This window comes from Aurantiacibacter flavus (assembly GCF_039710615.1).
GTDB classification, from domain to species: domain Bacteria; phylum Pseudomonadota; class Alphaproteobacteria; order Sphingomonadales; family Sphingomonadaceae; genus Alteraurantiacibacter; species Alteraurantiacibacter flavus.
Genome location: NZ_JBDLBR010000005.1, coordinates 25,209 through 45,261, shown reverse-complemented (window position 1 = coordinate 45,261; position 20,053 = coordinate 25,209). Strand labels below are relative to the sequence as shown.

At 60.3% G+C, this 20,053-nt stretch carries 20 protein-coding genes and 1 pseudogene; 8 read left to right on the top strand and 13 right to left on the bottom strand.

What is annotated here, in order from left to right:
* The first annotated feature begins 10 nt into the window (after nucleotides 1-10).
* Nucleotides 11-815, top strand: a pseudogene (locus ABDJ38_RS16985) (IS5 family transposase).
* Here the strand turns inward: ABDJ38_RS16985 and ABDJ38_RS13895 are convergent.
* The 9 genes from ABDJ38_RS13895 to ABDJ38_RS13855 form a co-directional block, all read right to left on the bottom strand.
* Entirely contained in the window at nucleotides 812-2,263 is a 1,452-nt protein-coding gene (locus ABDJ38_RS13895) for an NAD(P)(+) transhydrogenase (Re/Si-specific) subunit beta (RefSeq protein ID WP_429771121.1), read from the bottom strand. The pseudogene ABDJ38_RS16985 and the gene ABDJ38_RS13895 overlap by 4 nt on opposite strands.
* Before the next feature lie 2 nt (nucleotides 2,264-2,265).
* Nucleotides 2,266-2,547, bottom strand: a complete 282-nt coding sequence (locus ABDJ38_RS13890) for an NAD(P) transhydrogenase subunit alpha part 2 (protein WP_137681780.1) — start codon at nucleotides 2,545-2,547, stop codon at nucleotides 2,266-2,268.
* A 5-nt stretch (nucleotides 2,548-2,552) separates the two neighbouring features.
* A complete protein-coding gene (locus tag ABDJ38_RS13885; protein ID WP_346785727.1) occupies nucleotides 2,553-3,668 on the bottom strand; it encodes an NAD(P) transhydrogenase subunit alpha in 1,116 nt (371 codons plus the stop codon).
* Nucleotides 3,665-5,224, bottom strand: coding sequence for an NADH-ubiquinone oxidoreductase-F iron-sulfur binding region domain-containing protein (locus ABDJ38_RS13880; RefSeq protein ID WP_346785726.1), 1,560 nt, complete (start codon nucleotides 5,222-5,224; stop codon nucleotides 3,665-3,667). The genes ABDJ38_RS13885 and ABDJ38_RS13880 overlap by 4 nt, the downstream gene beginning before the upstream one ends.
* On the bottom strand, nucleotides 5,221-5,649 hold the full coding sequence (locus ABDJ38_RS13875) for an NAD(P)H-dependent oxidoreductase subunit E (protein ID WP_346785724.1): 429 nt from the start codon (nucleotides 5,647-5,649) through the stop codon (nucleotides 5,221-5,223). The genes ABDJ38_RS13880 and ABDJ38_RS13875 overlap by 4 nt, the downstream gene beginning before the upstream one ends.
* Entirely contained in the window at nucleotides 5,646-6,578 is a 933-nt protein-coding gene (folD, locus tag ABDJ38_RS13870; protein ID WP_346785723.1) for a bifunctional methylenetetrahydrofolate dehydrogenase/methenyltetrahydrofolate cyclohydrolase FolD, read from the bottom strand. The genes ABDJ38_RS13875 and folD overlap by 4 nt, the downstream gene beginning before the upstream one ends.
* Before the next feature lie 82 nt (nucleotides 6,579-6,660).
* On the bottom strand, nucleotides 6,661-7,536 hold the full coding sequence (locus tag ABDJ38_RS13865) for a methylenetetrahydrofolate reductase (RefSeq protein ID WP_346785722.1): 876 nt from the start codon (nucleotides 7,534-7,536) through the stop codon (nucleotides 6,661-6,663).
* Nucleotides 7,537-7,555: 19 nt separating this feature from the next.
* Nucleotides 7,556-9,220 carry a formate--tetrahydrofolate ligase gene (locus ABDJ38_RS13860; RefSeq protein WP_346785721.1) on the bottom strand — a complete coding sequence of 555 codons (1,665 nt, stop codon included), beginning with the start codon at nucleotides 9,218-9,220 and terminating at the stop codon, nucleotides 7,556-7,558.
* A gap of 99 nt (nucleotides 9,221-9,319) precedes the next feature.
* A complete protein-coding gene (locus ABDJ38_RS13855; protein ID WP_346785720.1) occupies nucleotides 9,320-10,705 on the bottom strand; it encodes an aminomethyl transferase family protein in 1,386 nt (461 codons plus the stop codon).
* 151 nt (nucleotides 10,706-10,856) lie between these two features.
* On the opposite strand from ABDJ38_RS13855, the gene ABDJ38_RS13850 reads away from it, so the two are divergent.
* Both ABDJ38_RS13850 and ABDJ38_RS13845 read left to right on the top strand, forming a co-directional pair.
* Nucleotides 10,857-11,780: a LysR substrate-binding domain-containing protein gene (locus ABDJ38_RS13850; protein WP_346785719.1), complete on the top strand. Its 924-nt coding sequence runs from the start codon at nucleotides 10,857-10,859 to the stop codon at nucleotides 11,778-11,780.
* 173 nt (nucleotides 11,781-11,953) lie between these two features.
* Complete coding sequence (locus ABDJ38_RS13845; RefSeq protein ID WP_346785718.1) at nucleotides 11,954-12,982, top strand: amidohydrolase family protein; 1,029 nt, start codon at nucleotides 11,954-11,956, stop codon at nucleotides 12,980-12,982.
* Between the two features lie 211 nt (nucleotides 12,983-13,193).
* On the opposite strand, the gene ABDJ38_RS13840 is transcribed toward ABDJ38_RS13845, so the two are convergent.
* From ABDJ38_RS13840 to ABDJ38_RS13830, 3 genes are read right to left on the bottom strand one after another with little or no spacing between them, the layout of a single operon-like run.
* Nucleotides 13,194-13,775, bottom strand: coding sequence for a TetR/AcrR family transcriptional regulator (locus tag ABDJ38_RS13840; protein ID WP_346785945.1), 582 nt, complete (start codon nucleotides 13,773-13,775; stop codon nucleotides 13,194-13,196).
* 20 nt (nucleotides 13,776-13,795) lie between these two features.
* Nucleotides 13,796-14,146: a DoxX family protein gene (locus ABDJ38_RS13835; protein WP_137680849.1), complete on the bottom strand. Its 351-nt coding sequence runs from the start codon at nucleotides 14,144-14,146 to the stop codon at nucleotides 13,796-13,798.
* Entirely contained in the window at nucleotides 14,146-15,057 is a 912-nt protein-coding gene (locus ABDJ38_RS13830; RefSeq protein ID WP_346785717.1) for an ABC transporter substrate-binding protein, read from the bottom strand. Before ABDJ38_RS13830 ends, ABDJ38_RS13835 begins: the two co-directional genes overlap by 1 nt.
* A 114-nt stretch (nucleotides 15,058-15,171) precedes the next feature.
* On the opposite strand from ABDJ38_RS13830, the gene ABDJ38_RS13825 reads away from it, so the two are divergent.
* The 3 genes from ABDJ38_RS13825 (at nucleotide 15,172) to ABDJ38_RS13815 (ending at nucleotide 16,770) form a co-directional block, all read left to right on the top strand.
* On the top strand, nucleotides 15,172-15,555 hold the full coding sequence (locus ABDJ38_RS13825; protein ID WP_346785716.1) for a glutathione S-transferase N-terminal domain-containing protein: 384 nt from the start codon (nucleotides 15,172-15,174) through the stop codon (nucleotides 15,553-15,555).
* Nucleotides 15,556-15,641: 86 nt separating this feature from the next.
* Nucleotides 15,642-16,181: a cytochrome b gene (locus ABDJ38_RS13820; protein ID WP_346785715.1), complete on the top strand. Its 540-nt coding sequence runs from the start codon at nucleotides 15,642-15,644 to the stop codon at nucleotides 16,179-16,181.
* A gap of 127 nt (nucleotides 16,182-16,308) precedes the next feature.
* On the top strand, nucleotides 16,309-16,770 hold the full coding sequence (locus ABDJ38_RS13815) for a MaoC/PaaZ C-terminal domain-containing protein (protein ID WP_346785714.1): 462 nt from the start codon (nucleotides 16,309-16,311) through the stop codon (nucleotides 16,768-16,770).
* Between the two features lie 88 nt (nucleotides 16,771-16,858).
* Here the strand turns inward: ABDJ38_RS13815 and ABDJ38_RS13810 are convergent, their stop codons facing one another.
* Complete coding sequence (locus ABDJ38_RS13810) at nucleotides 16,859-17,392, bottom strand: cupin domain-containing protein (protein ID WP_137680846.1); 534 nt, start codon at nucleotides 17,390-17,392, stop codon at nucleotides 16,859-16,861.
* Nucleotides 17,393-17,541: 149 nt separating this feature from the next.
* On the opposite strand from ABDJ38_RS13810, the gene ABDJ38_RS13805 reads away from it, so the two are divergent.
* A complete protein-coding gene (locus ABDJ38_RS13805) occupies nucleotides 17,542-18,645 on the top strand; it encodes an alcohol dehydrogenase catalytic domain-containing protein (protein WP_346785713.1) in 1,104 nt (367 codons plus the stop codon).
* Nucleotides 18,646-18,675: 30 nt separating this feature from the next.
* Nucleotides 18,676-19,803 (top strand): 5-methyltetrahydropteroyltriglutamate--homocysteine S-methyltransferase, encoded by a 1,128-nt coding sequence (locus ABDJ38_RS13800; protein ID WP_346785712.1) that lies wholly within the window; start codon nucleotides 18,676-18,678, stop codon nucleotides 19,801-19,803.
* Nucleotides 19,804-20,053: the final 250 nt, after the last annotated feature.

The window sequence follows — 20,053 nt, the reverse complement described above, 5'->3', positions numbered from 1 at the left end:
AGGAGCAGTCATGGGTCGTGGAGACTTGTCGGATGCGGAGTGGGAGCTGATCGGGCCGCTGCCGCCGTCTGAGCGGGGTCGTTGGGCACGTCCGGCTGGCGATAACCGGCGCTTTCTGAATGGCATGCTCCAAGTGCTACGGGTCGGCTGCCCCTGGCGAGACATGCATGAGCGATACGGCAAGTGGAACTCGGTCTATGTCCGGTTTCGGCGCTGGGCCGAACAAGGCGTCTGGGATGCGCTCCTGCAAACGCTGGTCGATCTGGGTCTCACCGACGACTGGCGGCACATGATCGACAGCACTTCTGTTCGCGGCCATGTCTCGGCGTCGGGCGGAAAAGGGGGGCTTCTCAGAACGCTCTTGGTCGATCACGCAGCGGCTTTACGAGCAAAATCCACGCCCGCTGCGACAATCAGGGATTGCCTCTCGGCTTCATCCTGACCGGCGGAGAGGCTTCCGATTATACCGCTGCCGAACCACTGATGGCGATCCCGGTCGTCGCGCCCAAGGCGCTGCTAGCGGACAAGCCTGTCCTGAGCTTGTCGAAGGGGGCTACGACGGGGATCGCTTCCGGGAGAGCCTACTGATCCGTGGCATCCTGCCTATCATCCCGCCCCGCTCGAACCGTAAAGTGCCAGAACATCCCGACTATCGTCGATACCGTGACCGGAACCGTGTCGAGCGCATGTTCTGCAAGCTCAAGCAACAGCGCCGTATCGCAACCCGCTACGACAAGACCGTCCTCTCCTTCGAGAGCTTCCTCAACCTCGCCGCTGCCCGCCTATCGCTCAAGTCTTTTGTCAACGCGGCCTAATCCAGCGCCTTGTTGATTTCTTCGACCATTTTCTTGGCATCAGACAGCAACATCACCGTCTGATCCATGTAGAAGACATCGTTATCGACCCCGGCATAGCCCACTCCACCCATCGAACGCTTGATGAAAAAGACCTGCTTGGCCTTGTCCACGTCAAACACCGGCATGCCGTAAATGGGCGAGCTCTTGTCGGTCTTGGCCGCCGGGTTCACCACGTCATTTGCGCCGATGATGAAGGCAACGTCGCACTGGGCGAATTCCGAGTTGATGTCCTCAAGCTCGAACACCTTGTCATAGTCTACGCTAGCTTCGGCCAGAAGCACATTCATATGGCCGGGCATGCGGCCTGCCACCGGGTGAATGGCGAATTTGACCTCCACACCCTTTTCTTCGAGCAGATCAGTCATCTCACGCAGGGCATGCTGGGCCTGCGCCACCGCCATGCCGTAGCCCGGAATGATGATCACGCTTTCTGCCTGTTCGAGCATATATGCCGCATCTTCCGCGCTGCCCTGCTTGTAGGGGCGCTGTTCGACCGGGCCACCGCCGCCCGCAGAAGCATCGGCACCGAAGCCGCCGGCAATCACCGAGAGGAAGCCGCGGTTCATCGCCTTGCACATGATATAAGAAAGGATCGCGCCCGAGGAGCCCACCAGCGCGCCGGTGATGATCATTGCGGTATTGCCAAGCGTGAAGCCCATCGCCGCTGCCGCCCAGCCCGAGTAGCTGTTCAGCATCGACACCACGACGGGCATGTCCGCCCCGCCAATCGGAATGATCAGCAGGAAGCCGATGATGAACGCAAGCACGGTCAGCGCCACGATCAGCGGCATGGTGCCGCTCGCGGCCGCAGTGGCGAACATCCCGGTCAGAACCAGGATGGCGATCAGCGTGCCCAGATTGATGACATGGCGGCCCGGCAGCAGGATCGGCGAGCCCTTCATCCGGCCCGAAAGCTTGGCAAAGGCGATGACCGAGCCCGAGAAGGTGATCGCACCGATCGCGATGCCGAGGCCCATCTCGACCTTGGACACCGCGCCGATTCCGGCGTCCGTGAGCAGTCCGAATGCGCCCGGATTGAGATAGGCCGCCCAGCCTACCACCACCGCGGCAAGGCCGACGAGCGAGTGGAAGGCAGCTACCAGTTCAGGCATGGCGGTCATGGCAATACGGCGGGCGATGACGATGCCGATGATGGCGCCGATGGCGATGGCGATGCCGATCTCCACGATGTTGGCGATGTCGTGCGTCACCAGCGTGGTGACGACGGCGATTGCCATACCGATCATGCCGTTGCGATTGCCCGCACGGCTGGTTGCCGGGCTGGAGAGCCCGCGCAGCGCCAGGATGAAGAACACGCCCGATGCAAGATAGGCCAGCATGGCCCAGGCCGGGGTATCGCCACCGTGTGCGGCAGCATCGGCGACAGGAGCGAGGAAGGACAGCATGCTCACTTATCCTTCTTCTTGTACATCGCCAGCATCCGCTCGGTCACGGCAAAGCCGCCGAAGATGTTGACGCTGGCCAGCACCACCGCTGCCAGACCCAGCCACTTGGCGATGTCGCTGCCCGCTTCCGCAGCCGCGATCAGGCCGCCCACAATGATGACCGAGGAGATCGCGTTCGTCACCGCCATCAGCGGCGTGTGCAGCGCAGGCGTGACCGACCACACCACGTAATAGCCGACAAAACACGCCAGCACGAAGATCGAGAGGATTGATATGAAGTCCATGGCGCTTACCCCTTCAGCCGTGCGTTGACGACTTTGCCGCCCTTGGTGAGCCGGATAGCATCGCCGATCTCTTCGTCGAGCACCGGCTTGCCCGCTTCCTTGTCCCAGAAGACATTGAGGAAATTGAACAGGTTGCGGCTGAACAGGGCGCTGGAATCGGTTGGCAAGTGCGCGGGCGTGTTGGCGTAACCCATGATCGACACGCCGTGCTTCTCAACAAGCTCATCCGGCACCGAGCCTTCCACGTTTCCGCCCTGCGCCACGGCCAGGTCGAAGATAACGCTGCCCGGCTTCATCGTGGCGATCTGCGCGTCGCTGACAAGGCGCGGGGCCGCACGGCCCGGGATCAGCGCCGTGGTGATGACGATATCCTGCTTGGCGATATGCGCGCTCACCATCTCGGCCTGCGCGGCCTTCTGTTTGTCGGTGAGTTCGGCCGCGTACCCCCCCTCACCCGCGGCTTCCAGCCCCTCTGCGAAGACAGGCTTGCCGCCCAGGCTGCGGATCTGTTCGGCGGTCTCGGGCCGCACGTCGGTGGCGGAGACCTGCGCGCCCAGCCGCTTGGCCGTGGCGATCGCCTGCAGGCCCGCAACGCCCACGCCCATCACGAACACCCTGGCGGCCGAGATCGTGCCCGCCGCCGTCATCATCATCGGAAATGCCCGGCCATAGGTGTCCGCCGCAGTCAGTACCGCCTTGTAACCGGCAAGGTTCGACTGGCTGGAAAGTACGTCCATCGACTGTGCGCGAGTGATGCGCGGCATGAATTCCAGCGCCAAGGCCTCGAAACCGGCCTCGGCATAGGCCTCCACGCGCTCACGCTGGCCGAACGGATCGAACGTGGCGGCCACCCACGCGCCCGGCTTGGCACCCGAAAGCGCGGCAATGTCTGGGGCTTGCACGCCCATGACGATGTCAGCATTGGTTACCACAGTCGCCGCCGGACCGACTTCGGCCCCTGCATTGGCGTAATCGGCATCGGAGATCGCGGCGGCCGCGCCCGCGCCTTCCTCCACTGCAAGCGAAGCACCCAGCGCAACGAGCTTCTTTACTGTTTCAGGCGTGGCAGCGACGCGGGTTTCACCTCCCGCGCGCTCTTTCAGGACCGCAATTCTGGTCATCCGAGTCCCTTTTCTAGTGTTTGCTGAACCATTTCGGGGTTGCTGGCAAAATCTTCCGGCCACTGTCGCAGCGCGCTCATTACCGGATAGGGCGTGAACCCGCCCAAAGCGCACAGCGAGCCGAACTTCATCGTCTCGCACAGGTCGGTGAGCAGGCCGATCTCGTCGTCGGCATCGCGGCCCATGTCCTTGGTCGTGTTATGCATCTGCGGGGCCAGCTCGATCACGTCACGCTCGCGGCCACCGGCCTTAATGCGGTCCAGGATTTCCACCCCGCGCACCGCGCCGATGCGGCAGGGGGTGCACTTGCCGCAGCTTTCGACCGAGCAGAATTCCATCGCAAAACGCGCCATTTCCAGCATGTCCGCCGTATCGTCGAACACGGTCACACCGCCATGGCCGATCAGCGCTTCGGCAGCGGTATAGGTCTCGTAGTCGAACTCGATATCGAACTGGTCGGGATGGATGTAGGCGCCCAGCGGGCCGCCCACCTGCACCGCCTTGACCGGACGGCCCGAAGCCGTGTCGCCGCCGATATCCTTCACCAGCTCGCCCAGCGTGATGCCGAAGCCTACTTCGTAAAGCCCGCCGTGCTTGATATTGCCCGCCAGCTGGATCGGCATGGTGCCGCGCGAACGGCCGAAGCCGGCGTTCTTGTACTGCTCGGCGCCGCCTTCCATCAGGATATGCGGCACGGCCTGCAGGCTGAGCACGTTGTTGACCACGGTCGGACGACCAAGAAAGCCTTCGAGCGCTGGCAGCGGCGGCTTGGCGCGCACTTCGCCGCGCTTGCCTTCGAGCGAATTTAGCAGCGAGGTCTCTTCGCCGCAGACATAGGCGCCAGCGCCAACACGCACTTCGCATTTGAACGGCGCGATGATGTCTGCGCACAGGTCCAGCGCGGCGTTGAGCTTGCGGATGGCGTCGGGATATTCGCTGCGCAGATAGATATAGCCTTGGTCCGCGCCCACGGCTTCACCCGCAATCGCCATGCCTTCGATCAGCGCGAAGGGATCGCCTTCCATCGCCATGCGATCGGCAAAGGTGCCGCTATCGCCCTCGTCGGCATTGCACACGATGTATTTCTTCGGCCCCGGCGCTTTCATCACCGTGTCCCACTTGATCCCGGTGGGAAAGCCCGCGCCGCCTCTTCCGCGCAGGCCCGAGTGCTTCACTTCCTCGACAATGGCTTCGCTGCCGATCTGGCGCGCGCGCTTCAGGCCTGCCCAGCCACCGGTTGCTTCATAGTCTTCGAGGCTGAGCGGACGGGTCTTGCCCGCGCGCTTGAAGGTGATGCGCGTTTGCGTGGCGATGAAGGGATGCTCTTCAATGGTGCCGATGGCCTTGTCCGAGCTGCCATCGAGAATGGCATCGACATCGTCGAGCGTGGCCGGGCCGAACCCTTTTCCGTCGATCTCGACGAGCGGTTCGAGCCAGTGCATGCCCCAGCTCGAGGTGCGCAGCACTTCGCAGCCCTTCTTCTCGAAGGCCGCCGCAAGCTTGTCAGCCCCGCCGGCGCGGGCGAGGGCGTCATCGGAAATACGAACAACAGTCATGCGTTTTCTACTAGCTTGATGATCGCCTGCTCATCGAGGCGGATATGAAGATCATCGCCCGTGCGCGCAGCAGGGCCGCCGCTGCACAGGCCGAGGCAATAGACTGTCTCGATCTTCACGCGCTCTCCGGCAGCGTTGCTGGCGGCCTTGATGAGCTGCTCCACGCCGCGCGCCTTGCATGCCTCGGCACGGCAGATCTGCAACACGGGGCGCGCATCGGCTTTGGGTTTGTAATCGTGATAGAAGCTGACCACGCCGTGCACGTCGGCGCGGCTTATGTTCAGGCCCTTGGCGATCAGCGCCTCGCTTTCTGCATCGATGCAGCCGAGTTCGGCCTGCACGTCGTTGAGGATCGGCAGCAGCGGGCCCTCGCGGTGGTGCTGGCGGGCGATGATCGCGCCCAGAACGTCGCTCTTGTCGCTCATGCGAGAGCATCTTGAAAAATCATGGTGCGGTCTGGCGCATCGGCATAGTCACTGCTGTCGTCGCCGTTTCCCACCGTGAGCGCGCGCGCCGCCTGAACCGTGTTGGCAAGCAGACAGGCGATGGTCATCGGGCCAACGCCGCCGGGCACCGGCGTGATCGCCTTGGCGTGCTGGCATTCATCGAAGGCAACGTCGCCCACGAGCTTGGTCTTGCCATCTTCGCCCTCGATGCGGGTGATGCCCACATCGATGATCACGGCATCATCCTTGACCCAATAGCCTTTGACCAGCTCCGGCGCACCTGCCGCTGCAACGATAACATCGGCCTGACGGCAGATATCGGGCAGACCATGGGTGTAGATGTGGGTGACGGTAACAGTCGCCTCGGCATCGAGCAGCAGATTGGCCACCGGCTTGCCGACGATATTGGACTTGCCGATCACGACCACATCCTTGCCGGTCAGATCGGGGATGACCGAACGCAGCAGCAGCATCACGCCCAGCGGCGTGCAGGGCACAATGCCGCCCGTGCCGGTCGACAGGCGACCGACATTGACCGGGTGGAACCCGTCCACGTCCTTCTCCGGCGTGATCGAGCGCAGCACAAGGCGCGTGTCGATATGATCGGGCAGTGGAACCTGACACAGGATGCCGTGCACTTCTGGATCGGCATTGAGCGTGTCGATCAGCGCCAGCAGGTCTTCCTGTGAAGTGTCTTCCGCAAGGCGATGCTCGGTGGACTTGATGCCGACCTTTTCGCAGGCCTTGATCTTGCGGCGAACGTAGACTTCGCTCGCCGGATCCTCGCCCACGAGGATCACGGTCAGGCCCGGAACGGGGTGCCCCGCCGCCACGAGGGCGTCGACTTCGGCCTTGGTTTTCTCATCCAACTGGCGCGCGATTGCACGGCCATCGATAATGTCTGCCATCGTGGCAAAACTCCCGTCAGTTCAGCCGGGGGAGCCTTGGCCCGCCCGCGCAAAGTCCGGCGATTCCACTTCCGTTCGAAAATCAGGAATTGCGGGCGTCGTAATCGTTGATCCACTCGGCGGACGCGGTGAGCGCGCCAAAGGGGTAGAAATGCAGGCGCACGCGGCCATGGCTCTCGGTGAGCTTCTCTTCGAGATTGCTCACCAGCTTGTCTGGACCCGCGCTGCCGATCAGGTTCGTCAGCGACACGCCATACTTCTTCATCACGCTGGCCGAAGCACCCACGCCGCAACGCTTGGCAAAGCCGAGCAGACGCTTGATGCCAGCAGGTCCGGGCACACCGAGGCGCACCGGCACGTCGATGCCACGGTCGCGCATTTCGGCCAGCCATTCGACAATTGCATCGTCGTCAAAGGCAAACTGGGTGACGACCAGCGGCGTCATCCCATGGGCGCGCACGGCGTCGATCTTCTTCTGCATCCACACCCACAGGTCCTCTCCCGAGACATTGGGATGGCCTTCCGGGTGTCCGCCGAAGCCGACGATCTCGATGCCGTGCTTTTCCAGAAGGCCGGTTTCGATGATCTGCAGCGAGTTCTCGTAAGGGCCTTCGGCTTCGGGCGGATCGCCGGCGATGATGAAGACGCGCTTCACGCCAGCCTTCTGGGTGATCTCGCCAAGATACCAGTCGAGCTGCTCCTCGCTCTCGATGCGCCGGGCCGACAGGTGGACGATCGGCTCGAAACCAAGTTCGCGCACCAGCACGGCAGCCTCGACGCGCTGCGACAGCTCTTCGCCCGGCAGGAAGGTGACGGCGACCTGCGTGTTCGGTCGGATCAGCGGGGCCGCCTCCTTCAGGCCTTCGATTTCCTTCGCGGTCATCTCCAGCGAATAGCCATCGACCATGTTCGAGGCGGGCTTTTCCCAGTTGGGGTGAATGGCTTCGTAAGTATACATCGCTGTGCTCCCGCTAGTCCTAGAACAGGCCTTCGATCTGGCCGTTTTCGTCGAGATAGATGTTCTCGGCCGAGGGAACCTTGGGCAGGCCCGGCATGGTCATGATGTCGCCCGCGATGGCGACCACGAAGCCGGCACCGGCCGACAGACGCACTTCGCGAATGGCGATCTCGTGGCCCTCGGGCGCACCAAGCGCGGTCGGGTCGGTCGAGAACGAGTATTGCGTCTTGGCCATGCAGACCGGGTAGTTGCCGTAGCCCATCTCTTCCCACTGCTTGAGCTGCTTGCGCACGGCAGAGGGGATCGCGACGTTCGCCGCCCGATAGATCTCGGTGGCGACGGTCTCGATCTTCTCGGCCAGCGGCATTTCGCTGGGATAGAGCTGATCGAAATCAGGCGCACCGGCATCGGCCTTCTCGGCCACGATCTTCGCCAGGTCCTCGGCGCCCGCGCCGCCTTCGGCCCAGTGCTTGCAGATCACGGCATCGGCGCCATAGCTCTCGGCCATTTCCTTGATCACCGCGATTTCGGCGTCGGTGTCGAGATAGAAGTGGTTGATGGCGATCGTCGGGGTGATGCCGAACTTCTTCACGTTCTCGATGTGACGCTTGAGGTTCACGGCACCGGCGCGGACCGCATCCACGTTCTCGCCTTCGGTCAGCTGGCCCTTGGGCACGCCGCCGTTCATCTTCAGCGAGCGCACGGTGGCCACCAGCACGATGGCATCGGGCTTGAGGCCCGCCATGCGGCACTTGATGTCCATGAACTTCTCGGCACCAAGGTCGGCACCGAAGCCCGCTTCGGTCACGACATAGTCGGCCATGCGCAGCGCGGTCTTGGTGGCGATCACCGAGTTACAGCCGTGCGCGATGTTGGCGAAGGGGCCGCCGTGAAGGAAGGCCGGACGGTTTTCCAGCGTCTGCACGAGGTTCGGCAGGATGGCGTCCTTCAGCAGCACGGTCATGGCGGGGTCCGCCTTGATGTCGCGGCAGAACACCGGGGTGCGATCGCGGCGATAGCCGATGATGATGTCGCCAAGGCGCTTCTGCAGGTCTTCAAGGTCAGAAGCCAGGCACAAGATGGCCATGATTTCCGAAGCCACGGTGATGTCGAAGCCGGTTTCACGCGGGAAGCCGTTCGACACGCCGCCGAGCGGGCCGACGATCTGGCGCAGCGCGCGGTCGTTCATGTCGAGCACGCGGCGCCAGGTGACGCGGCGCAGGTCGATGTCGTTCGGGTTGCCCCAGTAGATCGAGTTGTCGATCATGGCCGAGAGCAGGTTGTGCGCCGAGGTGATGGCGTGGAAATCGCCGGTGAAGTGGAGGTTGATCTCGTCCATCGGCATGACCTGCGACTTGCCGCCGCCAGCGCCGCCGCCCTTCACGCCGAAGCAGGGGCCGAGCGAGGGCTCGCGCAGGCACAGCATGGTCTTCTTGCCGATCCGGTGAAGGGCGTCAGAAAGGCCGACCGAGGTGGTGGTCTTGCCTTCGCCCGCCGGGGTGGGGTTGATGGCGGTGACGAGGATCAGCTTGCCGTTGGAAGTGGTGGGCAGGGTGGCGGTATCGACCTTGGCCTTGTACTTGCCATAGGGGATCAGCGCCTCGTCGGGCACGCCGGCGTTCTTCGCTACCTCAGTGATCGGAATGAGCGTCGCCTGGCGGGCGATTTCGATATCGGTGGGCATGCAAGGTCCTCTCTCGTAATGCAGGCTGCCGCTTTTTGCGGTCAGCGAAGCGGACATGGGAAGATGCTGGCATCCCCCCATGTCCAGATCCAAGATCGACTAGGCGTTCTTGCGATACTTTTCGCGTGCGTGCTGGTCGATCGGAGCGGGATGCACCGTCGCACGGATCTTGAACTGCACGTGATCTTCCACCTGAACCTTCGCAGACGGGGTAGGCTCACCCCAGACCACGGTCAGTTCTGTGCCAGGCTCGGCATGCGCCGCATCGACAACCGAGATCGACAGCATCGATTCAAAGTTGGCCGAATAGCCTGTGTGCAAGGAGCGGCCGACGCAATTCCCCGACGCATCTTCCACGCGATCATAGTGATAGGTCGCATAGTGGGCGATCGGCAGGTTGAAGAACTTGGCCTTCGGCCCTTCACCGAACATCGAGGCCCAGCACTTGGCCGTGTCCTCGGCATTCCACTGCAGGGTCACCTTCTTGTTCTTCTCGTCGAGGCCCGCAGCCTTTTGTGCTTCAAGCGCATCGCGACCGATGAAGTCGTGATCGAAACGCATCACCTTGCCGTAGCCGACATCGTAGGGCGAGAAGTAGTAATCCTCGATATTCTCGGAATAGAAGCTACCGCCCAGCGAGACGGCGGAATCGACGTCGTCAGCCGGAAGCCATTCGCGGAACGCCTTGGTGCTCTCACCCGAATAGAAGGCCGGCAGCGGACGCGGCAGCCAGCCGGATTCAAGCGAGTTTGTGAGATAAGCACGGCCGCCCACGCGGATCATGCCGTGCTTGGCGCCCGCTTCGAGCACCGCGTCGATCACCGGCTGGCGATCTTCCCAAGGCACCACGAATTCGAAACCCGGCTCGCCCGCCATGCCATGGCGCAGTGCACGAACCATCTTGCCCGCAATGTTAAAGCGCGTGCCCTTGAAGAAGCCGACAGTAGGCGGTTCATGGCCCAGCATTTCACCGATCACGGCCATGGCATCGGGGCCTTGCACTTCGAAGCGGTAAACCAGCGGATCGCCACCGCCAACACGGCAATAGGATGGATTGTCACGCACCAGCTCGACATCATAGCCGCCGGTTTCGGCGTGGAATTGCAGCCAGCTGATGGTCGGCGGGATGCCGACGGCCTGGAACTCGTCCTCTTCATATCGGAACAGGATATTGTCCCCGATCAGCTGCCCTTCGGCATTGGTGGCAATATACTGCTTGGCAGAATCGATGGGGAACTTGGCGACCGAGTTGATCGCGGTCTCCTGGATCAGCTTCAGCGCATCGGGGCCCTTGATGTTGAGATCGGCCATGTGGTGCGACTGATCGAACAGCACCGCGTTGGTGCGCCATGCCTTCTGCTCGTCACGCCAGTTGGTGAATTCCGGAGTTACTGGGGTGGAAACGATGGGTGGGTCCTGTGACTCCCAAAGCATGGTGTGCGGATTTCCCGCTTCGGAAATTCGTTGTTCAAGGCTTTTTGACATCTGAACTCTCCTCCAACAGCCCGGACATTCCGGGCGTCTCGTTGATGGTGCCGCCGTCAATTTCGCGGGCGACCATGGAGAGCTTGTAAGGCGCTGGCCTATGTATTGTAAAACATGTTATATTGGGCAAACACCTTAGGAAAACAGTGTTATGCCCTTGCCGTTCACCTTGCGTCAGTTAGAATATTTCGCTGCAATTGCTTCGGAGGGATCGCTCTCGGCGGCGGCTGAGCGCTGCAATGTTAGCGCGACCGGGCTGGCGCTTGCGCTGGATGAGCTGGAACGCAACATGGAAATCCAGCTGGTAATCCGCCGCAAGGGAAAGGGAGTTGAACTTACCTCAGCTGGGTCATCGCTTCTGCGCCACGCTCAACAATTGCTGGCGGGCGCGGAAAGCTTCGCGGATCAAGCAGCACAGAGTTCAACGGGCCTCAGGGGAAGGTTCGTAGTCGGGTGCTTTCCCACGCTCGCGCCGTTTTTTCTGCCCGCCGCCATGGAGCATTTTGGCCGCGAGCACGCCGAGCTTGAACTGTCATTTGCGGAAGGATCCGCCCCGGAATTACTCGACCTTTTGTTCAAGGGGCAAGTCGATGTTGCGATCCTGTATAGCGTCGACGTTTCGGGACAAGTCGAGCTTGAGCCCATTCGCGACTACAGGCCCTATGTGATCATTGCGAAATCTCACAGGCTGGCAAAGCGAAAAAAGGTTTCCCTGTCCGACTTGCTCGAAGAGCCGCTGATTCAGATCGACATGCGTCCGAGCCGCCAAAACACGGAATACATCTTTGCTTCACAAGGCCATCAACCCTCGATCCGCTACACGACCAAAAACTATGAGCTTGCTCGGTGCATGGTCGGCCGTGGCCTTGGCTATTCGTTGCTCATCCAGCGACCGGCCACGCTGCGCACCTATGACGGGCACGATGTTGCCATGCTGGAACTGGAGGATGACCTGTCTCAGACAACGGTCGGCCTCATCAGACCGCATGGTGCACCGGAAAACGCCAAATATATTGCTCTGCGCGATTTCCTGAAGGCGCACACGAAAGCCGCGGGGCTTCAAGCGCCGCTCTAACTTCATTCCAGCCTTGCAATGCTTCGCGAACGTAACCGCAAAGGTGGCTTAACGCACAAGCACGCCTGTTTGACCTGACCTGAACCAGAGTATAAATACTGATCGGTATGCGAATTTGGATATGCGGCGACCTGGGCTGGTTGGTGCGTAGGAAGGCAAAAAGGCAAAGCATCATGAGCTTGATCATCGATATTCACGGCCACTACACAACCGAGCCGGAGGGTCACATGGCGTTCCGCGCACAGCAGCTGGATGCGGTTGAGAACTCGCTCGCATCGCCAGCCTACCCAAACATAACCGATGACGAAATCATCGAGAGCATCGAGCAAAACCAATTGCGGGTTATCCGCGAACGCGGCGCCGACGTAACCGTGTTTTCGCCCCGTGCATCAGGTATGGGGCACCACCTTGGCGACGCGCAGACGAGCATCGAGTGGACGCGTCATTCCAACGATCTGATCAAGCGGGTGGTGGACCTCTTCCCTCGCAACTTCGTGGGCGTCTGCCAGCTTCCGCAGTCGCCCGGCGCCGACCTGAATTCCTCGATCGCCGAACTTGAGCGTTGCATAACCGAGCTGGGTTTCGTCGGCTGCAACCTTAATCCCGATCCATCCGGGGGCAACTGGCAAGGCCCGCCTCTGACTGACCGATCCTGGTATCCCTTTTTCGAGAAGATGTGCGAACTGGATGTTCCCGCGATGATCCACGTATCGGGATCGTGCAATCCGAATTTTCATGCCACCGGCGCCCATTATCTCAATGCCGACACCACGGCCTTCATGCAGTTCCTGCAGGGAGACCTGTTTGCCGATTTCCCTGCTCTGCGCTTCGTCATTCCGCACGGCGGCGGGGCTGTGCCCTATCACTGGGGCCGTTATCGCGGGCTGGCGATGCGCATGGGCAAGCCTGATCCGGGCGAGCACATCCTGCCCAATGTCTGCTTCGATACCTGCGTTTACCACCTGCCCGGTATAGAACTGCTGCTCGACGTGATCCCGATCGATAACATCCTGTTTGCCTCGGAAATGCTAGGTGCGGTTCGCGGCGCAGATCCGGAAACCGGGATCTCTTGGGACGACACCAAACAATATCTGGATGCTCTGGATCTTTCGGCGGAAGATCGCGCAAAGGTATTCGAAGGAAACGCAAGACGGATTTATCCCCTGCTGGACAAGCGCCTCAGCGAACTGGGAATTGGCTAGGTTTACCGAGCTGATCGGAGACCGGGCTAGCGCTGTTTGCGCTCCGGTCCGTTCATCGAAACGGTCTGCTGCTGTCAGCTTTATGCAAGAGCGAAGCCTCGATGCCGCTCACGCCTCCAAAGGCCTATCGCCAGATTGTCGAATTCGAAGAACCATCGAACTTCGCGGCAGACAATCCTGCAAGCGCGCGCAGCACCGGCGAACAGGACGCCTAACGCGAATAGGCGCGCCGGAACGCCTTGAGCGTGGTGCGCACAAGGTCTCCCACGCTGGGCCCAGTGCCGCTGCCGATCCCCGAGGACGCGCCGTAGGTAAGCTCAAGCACAATCGCGCCCAGCACCTCAGGATCTGGATCATTCCAGCCAGGAACGATTGGCAGCAAGAGCCTGCCTACGCCGCGCCATTGTTCGCGAAACAGCTCGGAATGATGGCTTCCATAGGTTGCGTCGCGCTTCGCCCTGCGCAGAACTTCAAGAGCAAGCACACCCCACACCGGGTTGCTTGCCCGGCTAATCGACCATTCCGCTATCTTTTCGATAATCTCGTCGGGGTCGGTCACGCCTTCAAGCATGGCAGCAATTTCAGGCACGTCCTGCCCGGCATGCAACTCCAGCATTTCGAGGAAATATTCCTCTTTGCTATCGAAGTTCGAATAGAAAGCGCCCTTGGTGAAACCAGCGGTATGCGCGATCTTGTCGATAGAAGCGCTCTCGTAGCCTTCCTTGGCGAACACTTCCGGGCCCTTCTCCAGCAGCAACTGGCGGGTGCGTGCCTGGCTTTCCTCGCGGCTCATCGTGGGCAAAACGGACGTCCTCAAATTACGGCAATGACAGTGGCCAACGACCAGAACACCATATATTCAGGCCCACTCTTGTTCCAACGCCAGGCGAAGCCGTGCATTTTCAGCACGGCATAGCTGGCGCCCGCAAGCACGAACACGGCCAGCCCGGCTGCGATCCGCGGAAAGATATCAAAAATCAGACCGGCCGCAGCAAGGAATTCGAGTGCGATTGTAAGCCACAGGAAAACTGGCCCCGGTTTGAGGCCGATACCTGCGAAAGTCTGCTGCGCCAGCGAGGCGTTCTTTATCTTGAGGATTGCGTGCGGAAGCAGCCAGGCCCCGCACATGATGCGCAGGAGATCCTGCCAGTCGAGCGCCGCCATCAGGCGAGCGCCCGTTTCAGATAGGAGGGTTCAAACACCCCCTTTGCCATCTCGCGCTTGTCTTCTTCCAGCAACCCGGCACGAATCATCAGGTCGATCGATGTCGCCAGCGCCGTTGCCGTCACTTCCATATGCGCTGGCCACATGCCCAGATCGCGCATGTAGACGTAGCCGCGATGGGCAAGCTGGGCATCATCCTTCGTAGTGATCGACTGGAAAATCTTTGCACATTCCGCTTCGTTCGCAGGATCATTGGCATAGGCATAACCCTTGTCGAGCGCAGAAAGGAAAGGCTCGATCACCTGCGGGTTTGCATCCAGCCAGCTCTTGTTGCCGATGATGCCGGCAAACACCACTTCGGGAATGTAGTCGGGAATTTCGCCGATCAGATTGTATCCTGCATTCTGGGCCATGAAATTCCACGGTGCAGGCTGGGGGGCGGCGTCGATCTCGCCCTTCTGCAAGGCTTCCCAACGGGTGATGTGGATGCCCGCGAGTTCGAAGTCATAATCTCCGGGATAGTGCAACCCATGTTCGGCCAGCATGATCTGGGTGTAGATCGCGGTGCCTTCGGTAAGCGATGAGGTGCCAATCTTGCTGCCCTTCATCTGCTCCATCGATTCGATCCCGGGCCGAGCGACAAGCGACATCGGCAGGCGGTTGGAATTGGAAGCCACAATCCGCAGGTCGCCGCCATTCACAAAGTCCGCGATCGCGCCTTCCGGGGGCGTGATTGCCAGTTCCGCTTCCTCGTCGAGCAAAGCCTGGGTCGCCTTGCTGACACCCCCCAGCTTCTGCAGTTCGACGGCAAGCCCGGCCTGGTCGAAATAGCCCTTCTCCAAAGCTACGAATACAGGCAGCCAGTTGAAACCCTGCGCTGCGCCGACCAATCTGAAAGTTGTTTTGCTCATTCGATCCTCTCCGCAATTGTTGCGTTCGTATGCCAGATGAAATACCAATGGGTATCTTAAATTGCAATCCAAGGCTTGCTGTGCTGCAGGTTTTAACTCTCTCGGGAGCTGGAAATGGCTGAATTTGCGCCGATCCTCTATCTGAAAAGCTCGTGTCCCTTCTGCCTCAAGGTGGCCACCTATCTCGCCTCTATCGGCGAGTTCGCAGACATGGAAATTCGGGCATTCTGGCCGGACGATCCAGAAGACGAGGTCATTCGGAAGGAGCTGGAAGGCAAAACCGAAAAGGTCAGCTTCCCAACGCTGCAATTCGCCCCCGGCGAATACATGATCGAATCCGATGCGATTATCGAGAGATACCGGCAGAAGAGCGGCATCGACCCTGAAAGTCTGCCGTTCTACCAATACGTTATCAATGGTCCGATGCGGCGCATGCGAGAGCAATTTGCCGAAATCAAGCGCTTGAACGGCATCGTAGAAGAGAACGTGCAAACGTAAGGTGAAGCGCAAGCCAATTGCAAATTGCCGCTTGTCGCGAGAGATTCCTCCGACGTTCCGTACTGTTTGAATGAAGGAGATATCGGATGGCCGGTCAATCGATCGAAGGGTTCGGGCCCGTTGCCAAGTCTCTACACTGGCTGGCGGCGCTGCTCGTAGGTTGGCAGATGCTCAAGTTCGGCGACCGGATTGATGATGGTGAGCATTGGGTCGGCCAGACGCTTGTTTCCTGGCACATATCGATCGGCACCTTGATGCTGGTGCTTGCCGTTTTCTGGATTCTCCACGCCTTTGCCTTCCGCAAGGAGCGTCCGCCCTATGATGCTTCCAACGCCCTATATGTGAAAGCTGGTCATCGCCTCATCTTCGCCGCTCTTGTCGTCCTGCCGCTCACCGGCATTCTCAGGATGGTAGGCGCTGGCTATCCGATCGAAGCCTTCGGGATCGAGCTTTATCCTGCTGGCGGCGAAATCGACTGGGCGGCCTCAATAGGCAGCGTCCATTCGCCTCTGGCCTGGGTGTTTGCCGCGCTGATCGTCGGCCATGCGACTATGGCCCTGTTCCATCACTTCGTTCTCAAGGACGATACGCTTGCCCGCATGACCCGGTTGCGCGCGCGCGACTGACGCCGGACCCGGCATCGCCGTTCTGCGCTTAGCCGACCGACAGAAACAGGATATGGTGTTACGGTCAATCGGGCGCAGTGGTCGACAGACCGATACGGCGGGTAGAGTATCCAGATTGAGAATGGTCTTGAGCGAACCAAACGATAAGTTCTACTTCGATGATATCGAGCCTGATGCGCAGTTGCTATCGTCGGAAACTGTGCTGGACCGCGAGGCGATGCGCGACTTCGCCCGGCGATGGGATCCGCTTCCGATCCATCTCGACGAGGAGACTGCCCGCAAGGCAGGACTGGGCGATATCACCGCGTCGGGCTCGTTCCTGCTCGCAACGAAGAACCGCCTGCTTTACGAACTTGGTGTGGATATGGCGGTGATTGCCAGCTTCGGCTTCGACGAGGTGCGCTTCAAGGAACCCGGCAAGCCAGGCGACGTCGTGCGCCTGCGTCTGACTTGGCTTGAGAAGCGACTATCCACCTCGCGCCCGGACAGAGGCATTGCAAAGCACCTTGGCGAACTGATGCGCGCTGATGGAACGGTGATTTTGTCGCTGATCGATACCGTGATGATCAGGACACGGCCAAGGGCCTAGCCGCGAAACGGCCGGTGCATGTTTTAGCACCCGGCCGCCATCTCCGGCGCTTCAAGGCCGATTTTCAGTCCGACACTTGGCGCGCCACTCAAGTGACCGCCCCCAACAGCACCACCGAAATGGTGGCTGGCTGGTCAGTGCGATTGCGCCAGGCATGCCGTGCACCTTGCTGAACCACCGTATCGCCTGCGCTCAAATCCACGATTTGCCCGTCATCAAGTTCAAGCGAAACCGTCCCGCTCACCACTGTGACGTAATCCACCGTTGGCGTCTGATGCATGCCCGGGTTGTCCGGCTCCATCCGCTCTGCGATGCCGGGGGACGCCTCGCCCATTTCAGGCCCGGCGACCACCGGATCCCAGTCCGCCATCGAACTGTCAGGCGGAAAGGTAATCACCCAGAAAGACGATCCACCTGCGCCAGTCACCATCGACCCGCCGGCCGCCATGGCATCGTGCTCTGCTCCCAAGGTAAGGTCCGGCGTGCCCTCAAGGCGCCAAAGTGGCGCCGAGACAAACCCCGGCGTGTGCTCAAGAATCATTTCGCGCGGCGATGGCCCGTCGCTGATCACCAGCGACCTGCCGCTCGCATCCTTGCCGGTAACGATACGCCTGACTTTCATCCCGATCTCTCCCCAAATTTCAGAAACTATTCAGTATCAGAGATTTTCCAACGAAACAAACATTTGCGCGCAAAGTGCCTAGTTTGGCTTGAAGAATCACGCTTTCAGATACTATACAGTATTCCGAGAAGGATTGGGAGAATTCCGATATGACGAAGATGCGTTCCGCACGTTTGCACGCGATCAACACACCGATGGTGATTGATGAGGTTGAAAAGCCGGTTGCCAGCGGCAGCGACGTGGTGATCCAGGTCAAGGCGTGCGGACTGGTGCCCAATCTCGCCAATGTATTGAACAATTGGGAAAGCTGGTATCCGCACCAGCCGCTGCCGCCAAAGCCGGCAACCTTCGGTCTCGATCCTGCTGGTATTGTCACCGAAGTGGGCGATCAGGTTGTTGCGATCAAACCCGGAGACCGGGTCTACGTCAACCCACTTCGCTCTTGTGGAGCCTGCCACGAATGCGCCTCCGGTGCACCGATGAAGTGCGACCATTTCACCTTCAACGGCTATTTCGGATTTGGTCCGCAAAGCGCCGAGATCTACAAGCGATATCCCGATGGCGGTTTTGCTGAGTTCATGCGCGCACCGCAGAGCGCCATCGTCAAGATTCCTGACAACATGACCTTCACGCAGGCTGCCAGGCTGGGCTACCTCGGTACTTCCTATTCTGCACTCAAGAAGTTCGGCGGCCTTTCCGGCAAGACCCTGATTATTAACGGGGCAAGTGGCACCCTTGGCGTTGGCGCAACGATGTTTGCGCTCGCAATGGGCGTTGCAAGAATCTTTGCCGTGGCGCGCGGTCGGCCGTTGCTCGAACGGATCAAGGCGCTTGCTCCGTCGCGGATCGAAACCTTTTCCACCGAAGATGGCAGCACGGCTGAATGGGTGCGCTCGCTGACCGGCACAGGCGCCAATTTCATGCTGGATTGCCTGGGCGCCAAGGCTGACACAGCTCTGATGAAGGATGCCATGATGGGAGTCCGGCGCGGCGGAACCATCGTCAATATCGGCGGTACCGGAAGCGACATGCTGTTCAACACCAAGTGGTGGATGGACAATTCGATGACGTTGATCGGATCGGCCTGGCTGACCACGGCCGAGGGCATGGAAATGGCCGCCATGGTGGAAACGGGTGTGATCGACCTGTCGGTTCTGGAAACCAAGGCGTTCCCCCTGGACGCGGTAAACGAGGCAATTGGCGGCGCAGCGTCAGGCAGCGGCGGCTTCACCAGCTACGTGCTTCAACCCTAGCCGAAAGCGCGGGAGCAAAAGGTAAAAACCATGAACACTTCGTCCACGTCAGAGACAAGGCCACGCCATCGCCCGCCGTTCCGCGCGGAGCATGTTGGAAGCCTGCTGCGCTCGAAAGAATTGCTCAAGGCCCGCGAGCAGGCGGCGAGCGGAGCGATCACGCTGAAACAGCTTCGCGCCCTTGAAGACTCGGAAATCGCTCGTTCGGTCAAACGCCAAGAGGAGATCGGCCTCAAAGTCGTCACAGACGGGGAAATGCGGCGGACAAGCTGGCATATGGACTTCCTCTGTGAAATTGACGGAGTTGAAAATGCCGGAACACAGGTGCGCTCATTCGAGAACGAGACCGGACCCGTACGGAACGAGATCACCTTCCCCCGCATCACCGGGAATCTTTCGCTCAGCCAGACCATTTTCGGCGATGCTTTCACGTTTCTGCAGGGGGTCACGACTGTTACGCCGAAGCTCTCCATCCCGGCACCGAGTATCCTGCACGGCTTGGGAGACACGGAGTTCTATGACGATGAGGATCAGTTCTTCGATGATTTGATCACTGTTTACCGCGCGCAAATCCGGAAGCTGGAAGAGATCGGTTGTACCTATCTGCAAATCGACGACACGATGTTGGCGATGCTCGCGGACTCTTCCTACGTCGAAAAGATGCGCCGTGTGTCATCGGCGCCGGAAAAGCTCGCGCTGCGCTACGTCGATCTCCTGAACCGCTGCATTGCGGAGCGATCGGAAAAGCTCACCGTTTGCGTGCACACGTGCCGCGGCAATCATCGGTCAGCCTGGACCGCATCTGGCGGCTACGATCCAATAGCCGAAGCGACGTTTTCCGAGTTGCAGGTCGATGGACTCTTCCTCGAATTCGACGATGCCCGTTCCGGTTCGTTCGAGCCTCTGCGCTACGTGCCGAAGGACAAGCACATCGTGCTGGGTCTGCTAACCAGCAAGAAGGCAGAACTCGAAGAACCGCAGGCGCTAGCGCGCCGGATAGACGAAGCAGCGCGTTTCATAGACCTCGATCAGCTTTGTTTGTCCCCCCAGTGCGGCTTTGCATCGACATCACAAGGCAATCTGCTGACCGAGGACGACCAATTTGCAAAGCTGCGTTTGATCGTTGAAACGGCCGAGACTGTGTGGGGCGAGGCGTAATGCGAAGGGGGGACTCGACCGCCTAATACCCTGAGCGCCGCAACTACAATGCCAAGATCTCCTTTCGGCGCACCTACAAACTGCAGGTCACCGGCCCCGGCCCGGCGGCTCTTACCGCTGATCTAAGACCCGCACCTATTATCCTGCACCAAGGAATGGCTGGTGAAATCGGGTTCGAATTTCAGGGACCGATAGGCTGAAGTTGGCGCGGGCCGAAATCCTTTGCCTTACGTTCACCTTGTTCGAAGAC

Bases quoted from the DNA above. Each gene is read 5' to 3' on its own strand.
- ABDJ38_RS13895 (WP_429771121.1), bottom strand. From the start codon at position 2,263: ATGCTGTCCTTCCTCGCTCCTGTCGCCGATGCTGCCGCACACGGTGGC.
- ABDJ38_RS13890 (WP_137681780.1), bottom strand. From the start codon at position 2,547: ATGGACTTCATATCAATCCTCTCGATCTTCGTGCTGGCGTGTTTTGTC.
- ABDJ38_RS13885 (WP_346785727.1), bottom strand. From the start codon at position 3,668: ATGACCAGAATTGCGGTCCTGAAAGAGCGCGCGGGAGGTGAAACCCGC.
- ABDJ38_RS13880 (WP_346785726.1), bottom strand. From the start codon at position 5,224: ATGACTGTTGTTCGTATTTCCGATGACGCCCTCGCCCGCGCCGGCGGG.
- ABDJ38_RS13875 (WP_346785724.1), bottom strand. From the start codon at position 5,649: ATGAGCGACAAGAGCGACGTTCTGGGCGCGATCATCGCCCGCCAGCAC.
- folD (WP_346785723.1), bottom strand. From the start codon at position 6,578: ATGGCAGACATTATCGATGGCCGTGCAATCGCGCGCCAGTTGGATGAG.
- ABDJ38_RS13865 (WP_346785722.1), bottom strand. From the start codon at position 7,536: ATGTATACTTACGAAGCCATTCACCCCAACTGGGAAAAGCCCGCCTCG.
- ABDJ38_RS13860 (WP_346785721.1), bottom strand. From the start codon at position 9,220: ATGCCCACCGATATCGAAATCGCCCGCCAGGCGACGCTCATTCCGATC.
- ABDJ38_RS13855 (WP_346785720.1), bottom strand. From the start codon at position 10,705: ATGTCAAAAAGCCTTGAACAACGAATTTCCGAAGCGGGAAATCCGCAC.
- ABDJ38_RS13850 (WP_346785719.1), top strand. From the start codon at position 10,857: ATGCCCTTGCCGTTCACCTTGCGTCAGTTAGAATATTTCGCTGCAATT.
- ABDJ38_RS13845 (WP_346785718.1), top strand. From the start codon at position 11,954: ATGAGCTTGATCATCGATATTCACGGCCACTACACAACCGAGCCGGAG.
- ABDJ38_RS13840 (WP_346785945.1), bottom strand. From the start codon at position 13,775: ATGAGCCGCGAGGAAAGCCAGGCACGCACCCGCCAGTTGCTGCTGGAG.
- ABDJ38_RS13835 (WP_137680849.1), bottom strand. From the start codon at position 14,146: ATGGCGGCGCTCGACTGGCAGGATCTCCTGCGCATCATGTGCGGGGCC.
- ABDJ38_RS13830 (WP_346785717.1), bottom strand. From the start codon at position 15,057: ATGAGCAAAACAACTTTCAGATTGGTCGGCGCAGCGCAGGGTTTCAAC.
- ABDJ38_RS13825 (WP_346785716.1), top strand. From the start codon at position 15,172: ATGGCTGAATTTGCGCCGATCCTCTATCTGAAAAGCTCGTGTCCCTTC.
- ABDJ38_RS13820 (WP_346785715.1), top strand. From the start codon at position 15,642: ATGGCCGGTCAATCGATCGAAGGGTTCGGGCCCGTTGCCAAGTCTCTA.
- ABDJ38_RS13810 (WP_137680846.1), bottom strand. From the start codon at position 17,392: ATGAAAGTCAGGCGTATCGTTACCGGCAAGGATGCGAGCGGCAGGTCG.
- ABDJ38_RS13805 (WP_346785713.1), top strand. From the start codon at position 17,542: ATGACGAAGATGCGTTCCGCACGTTTGCACGCGATCAACACACCGATG.
- ABDJ38_RS13800 (WP_346785712.1), top strand. From the start codon at position 18,676: ATGAACACTTCGTCCACGTCAGAGACAAGGCCACGCCATCGCCCGCCG.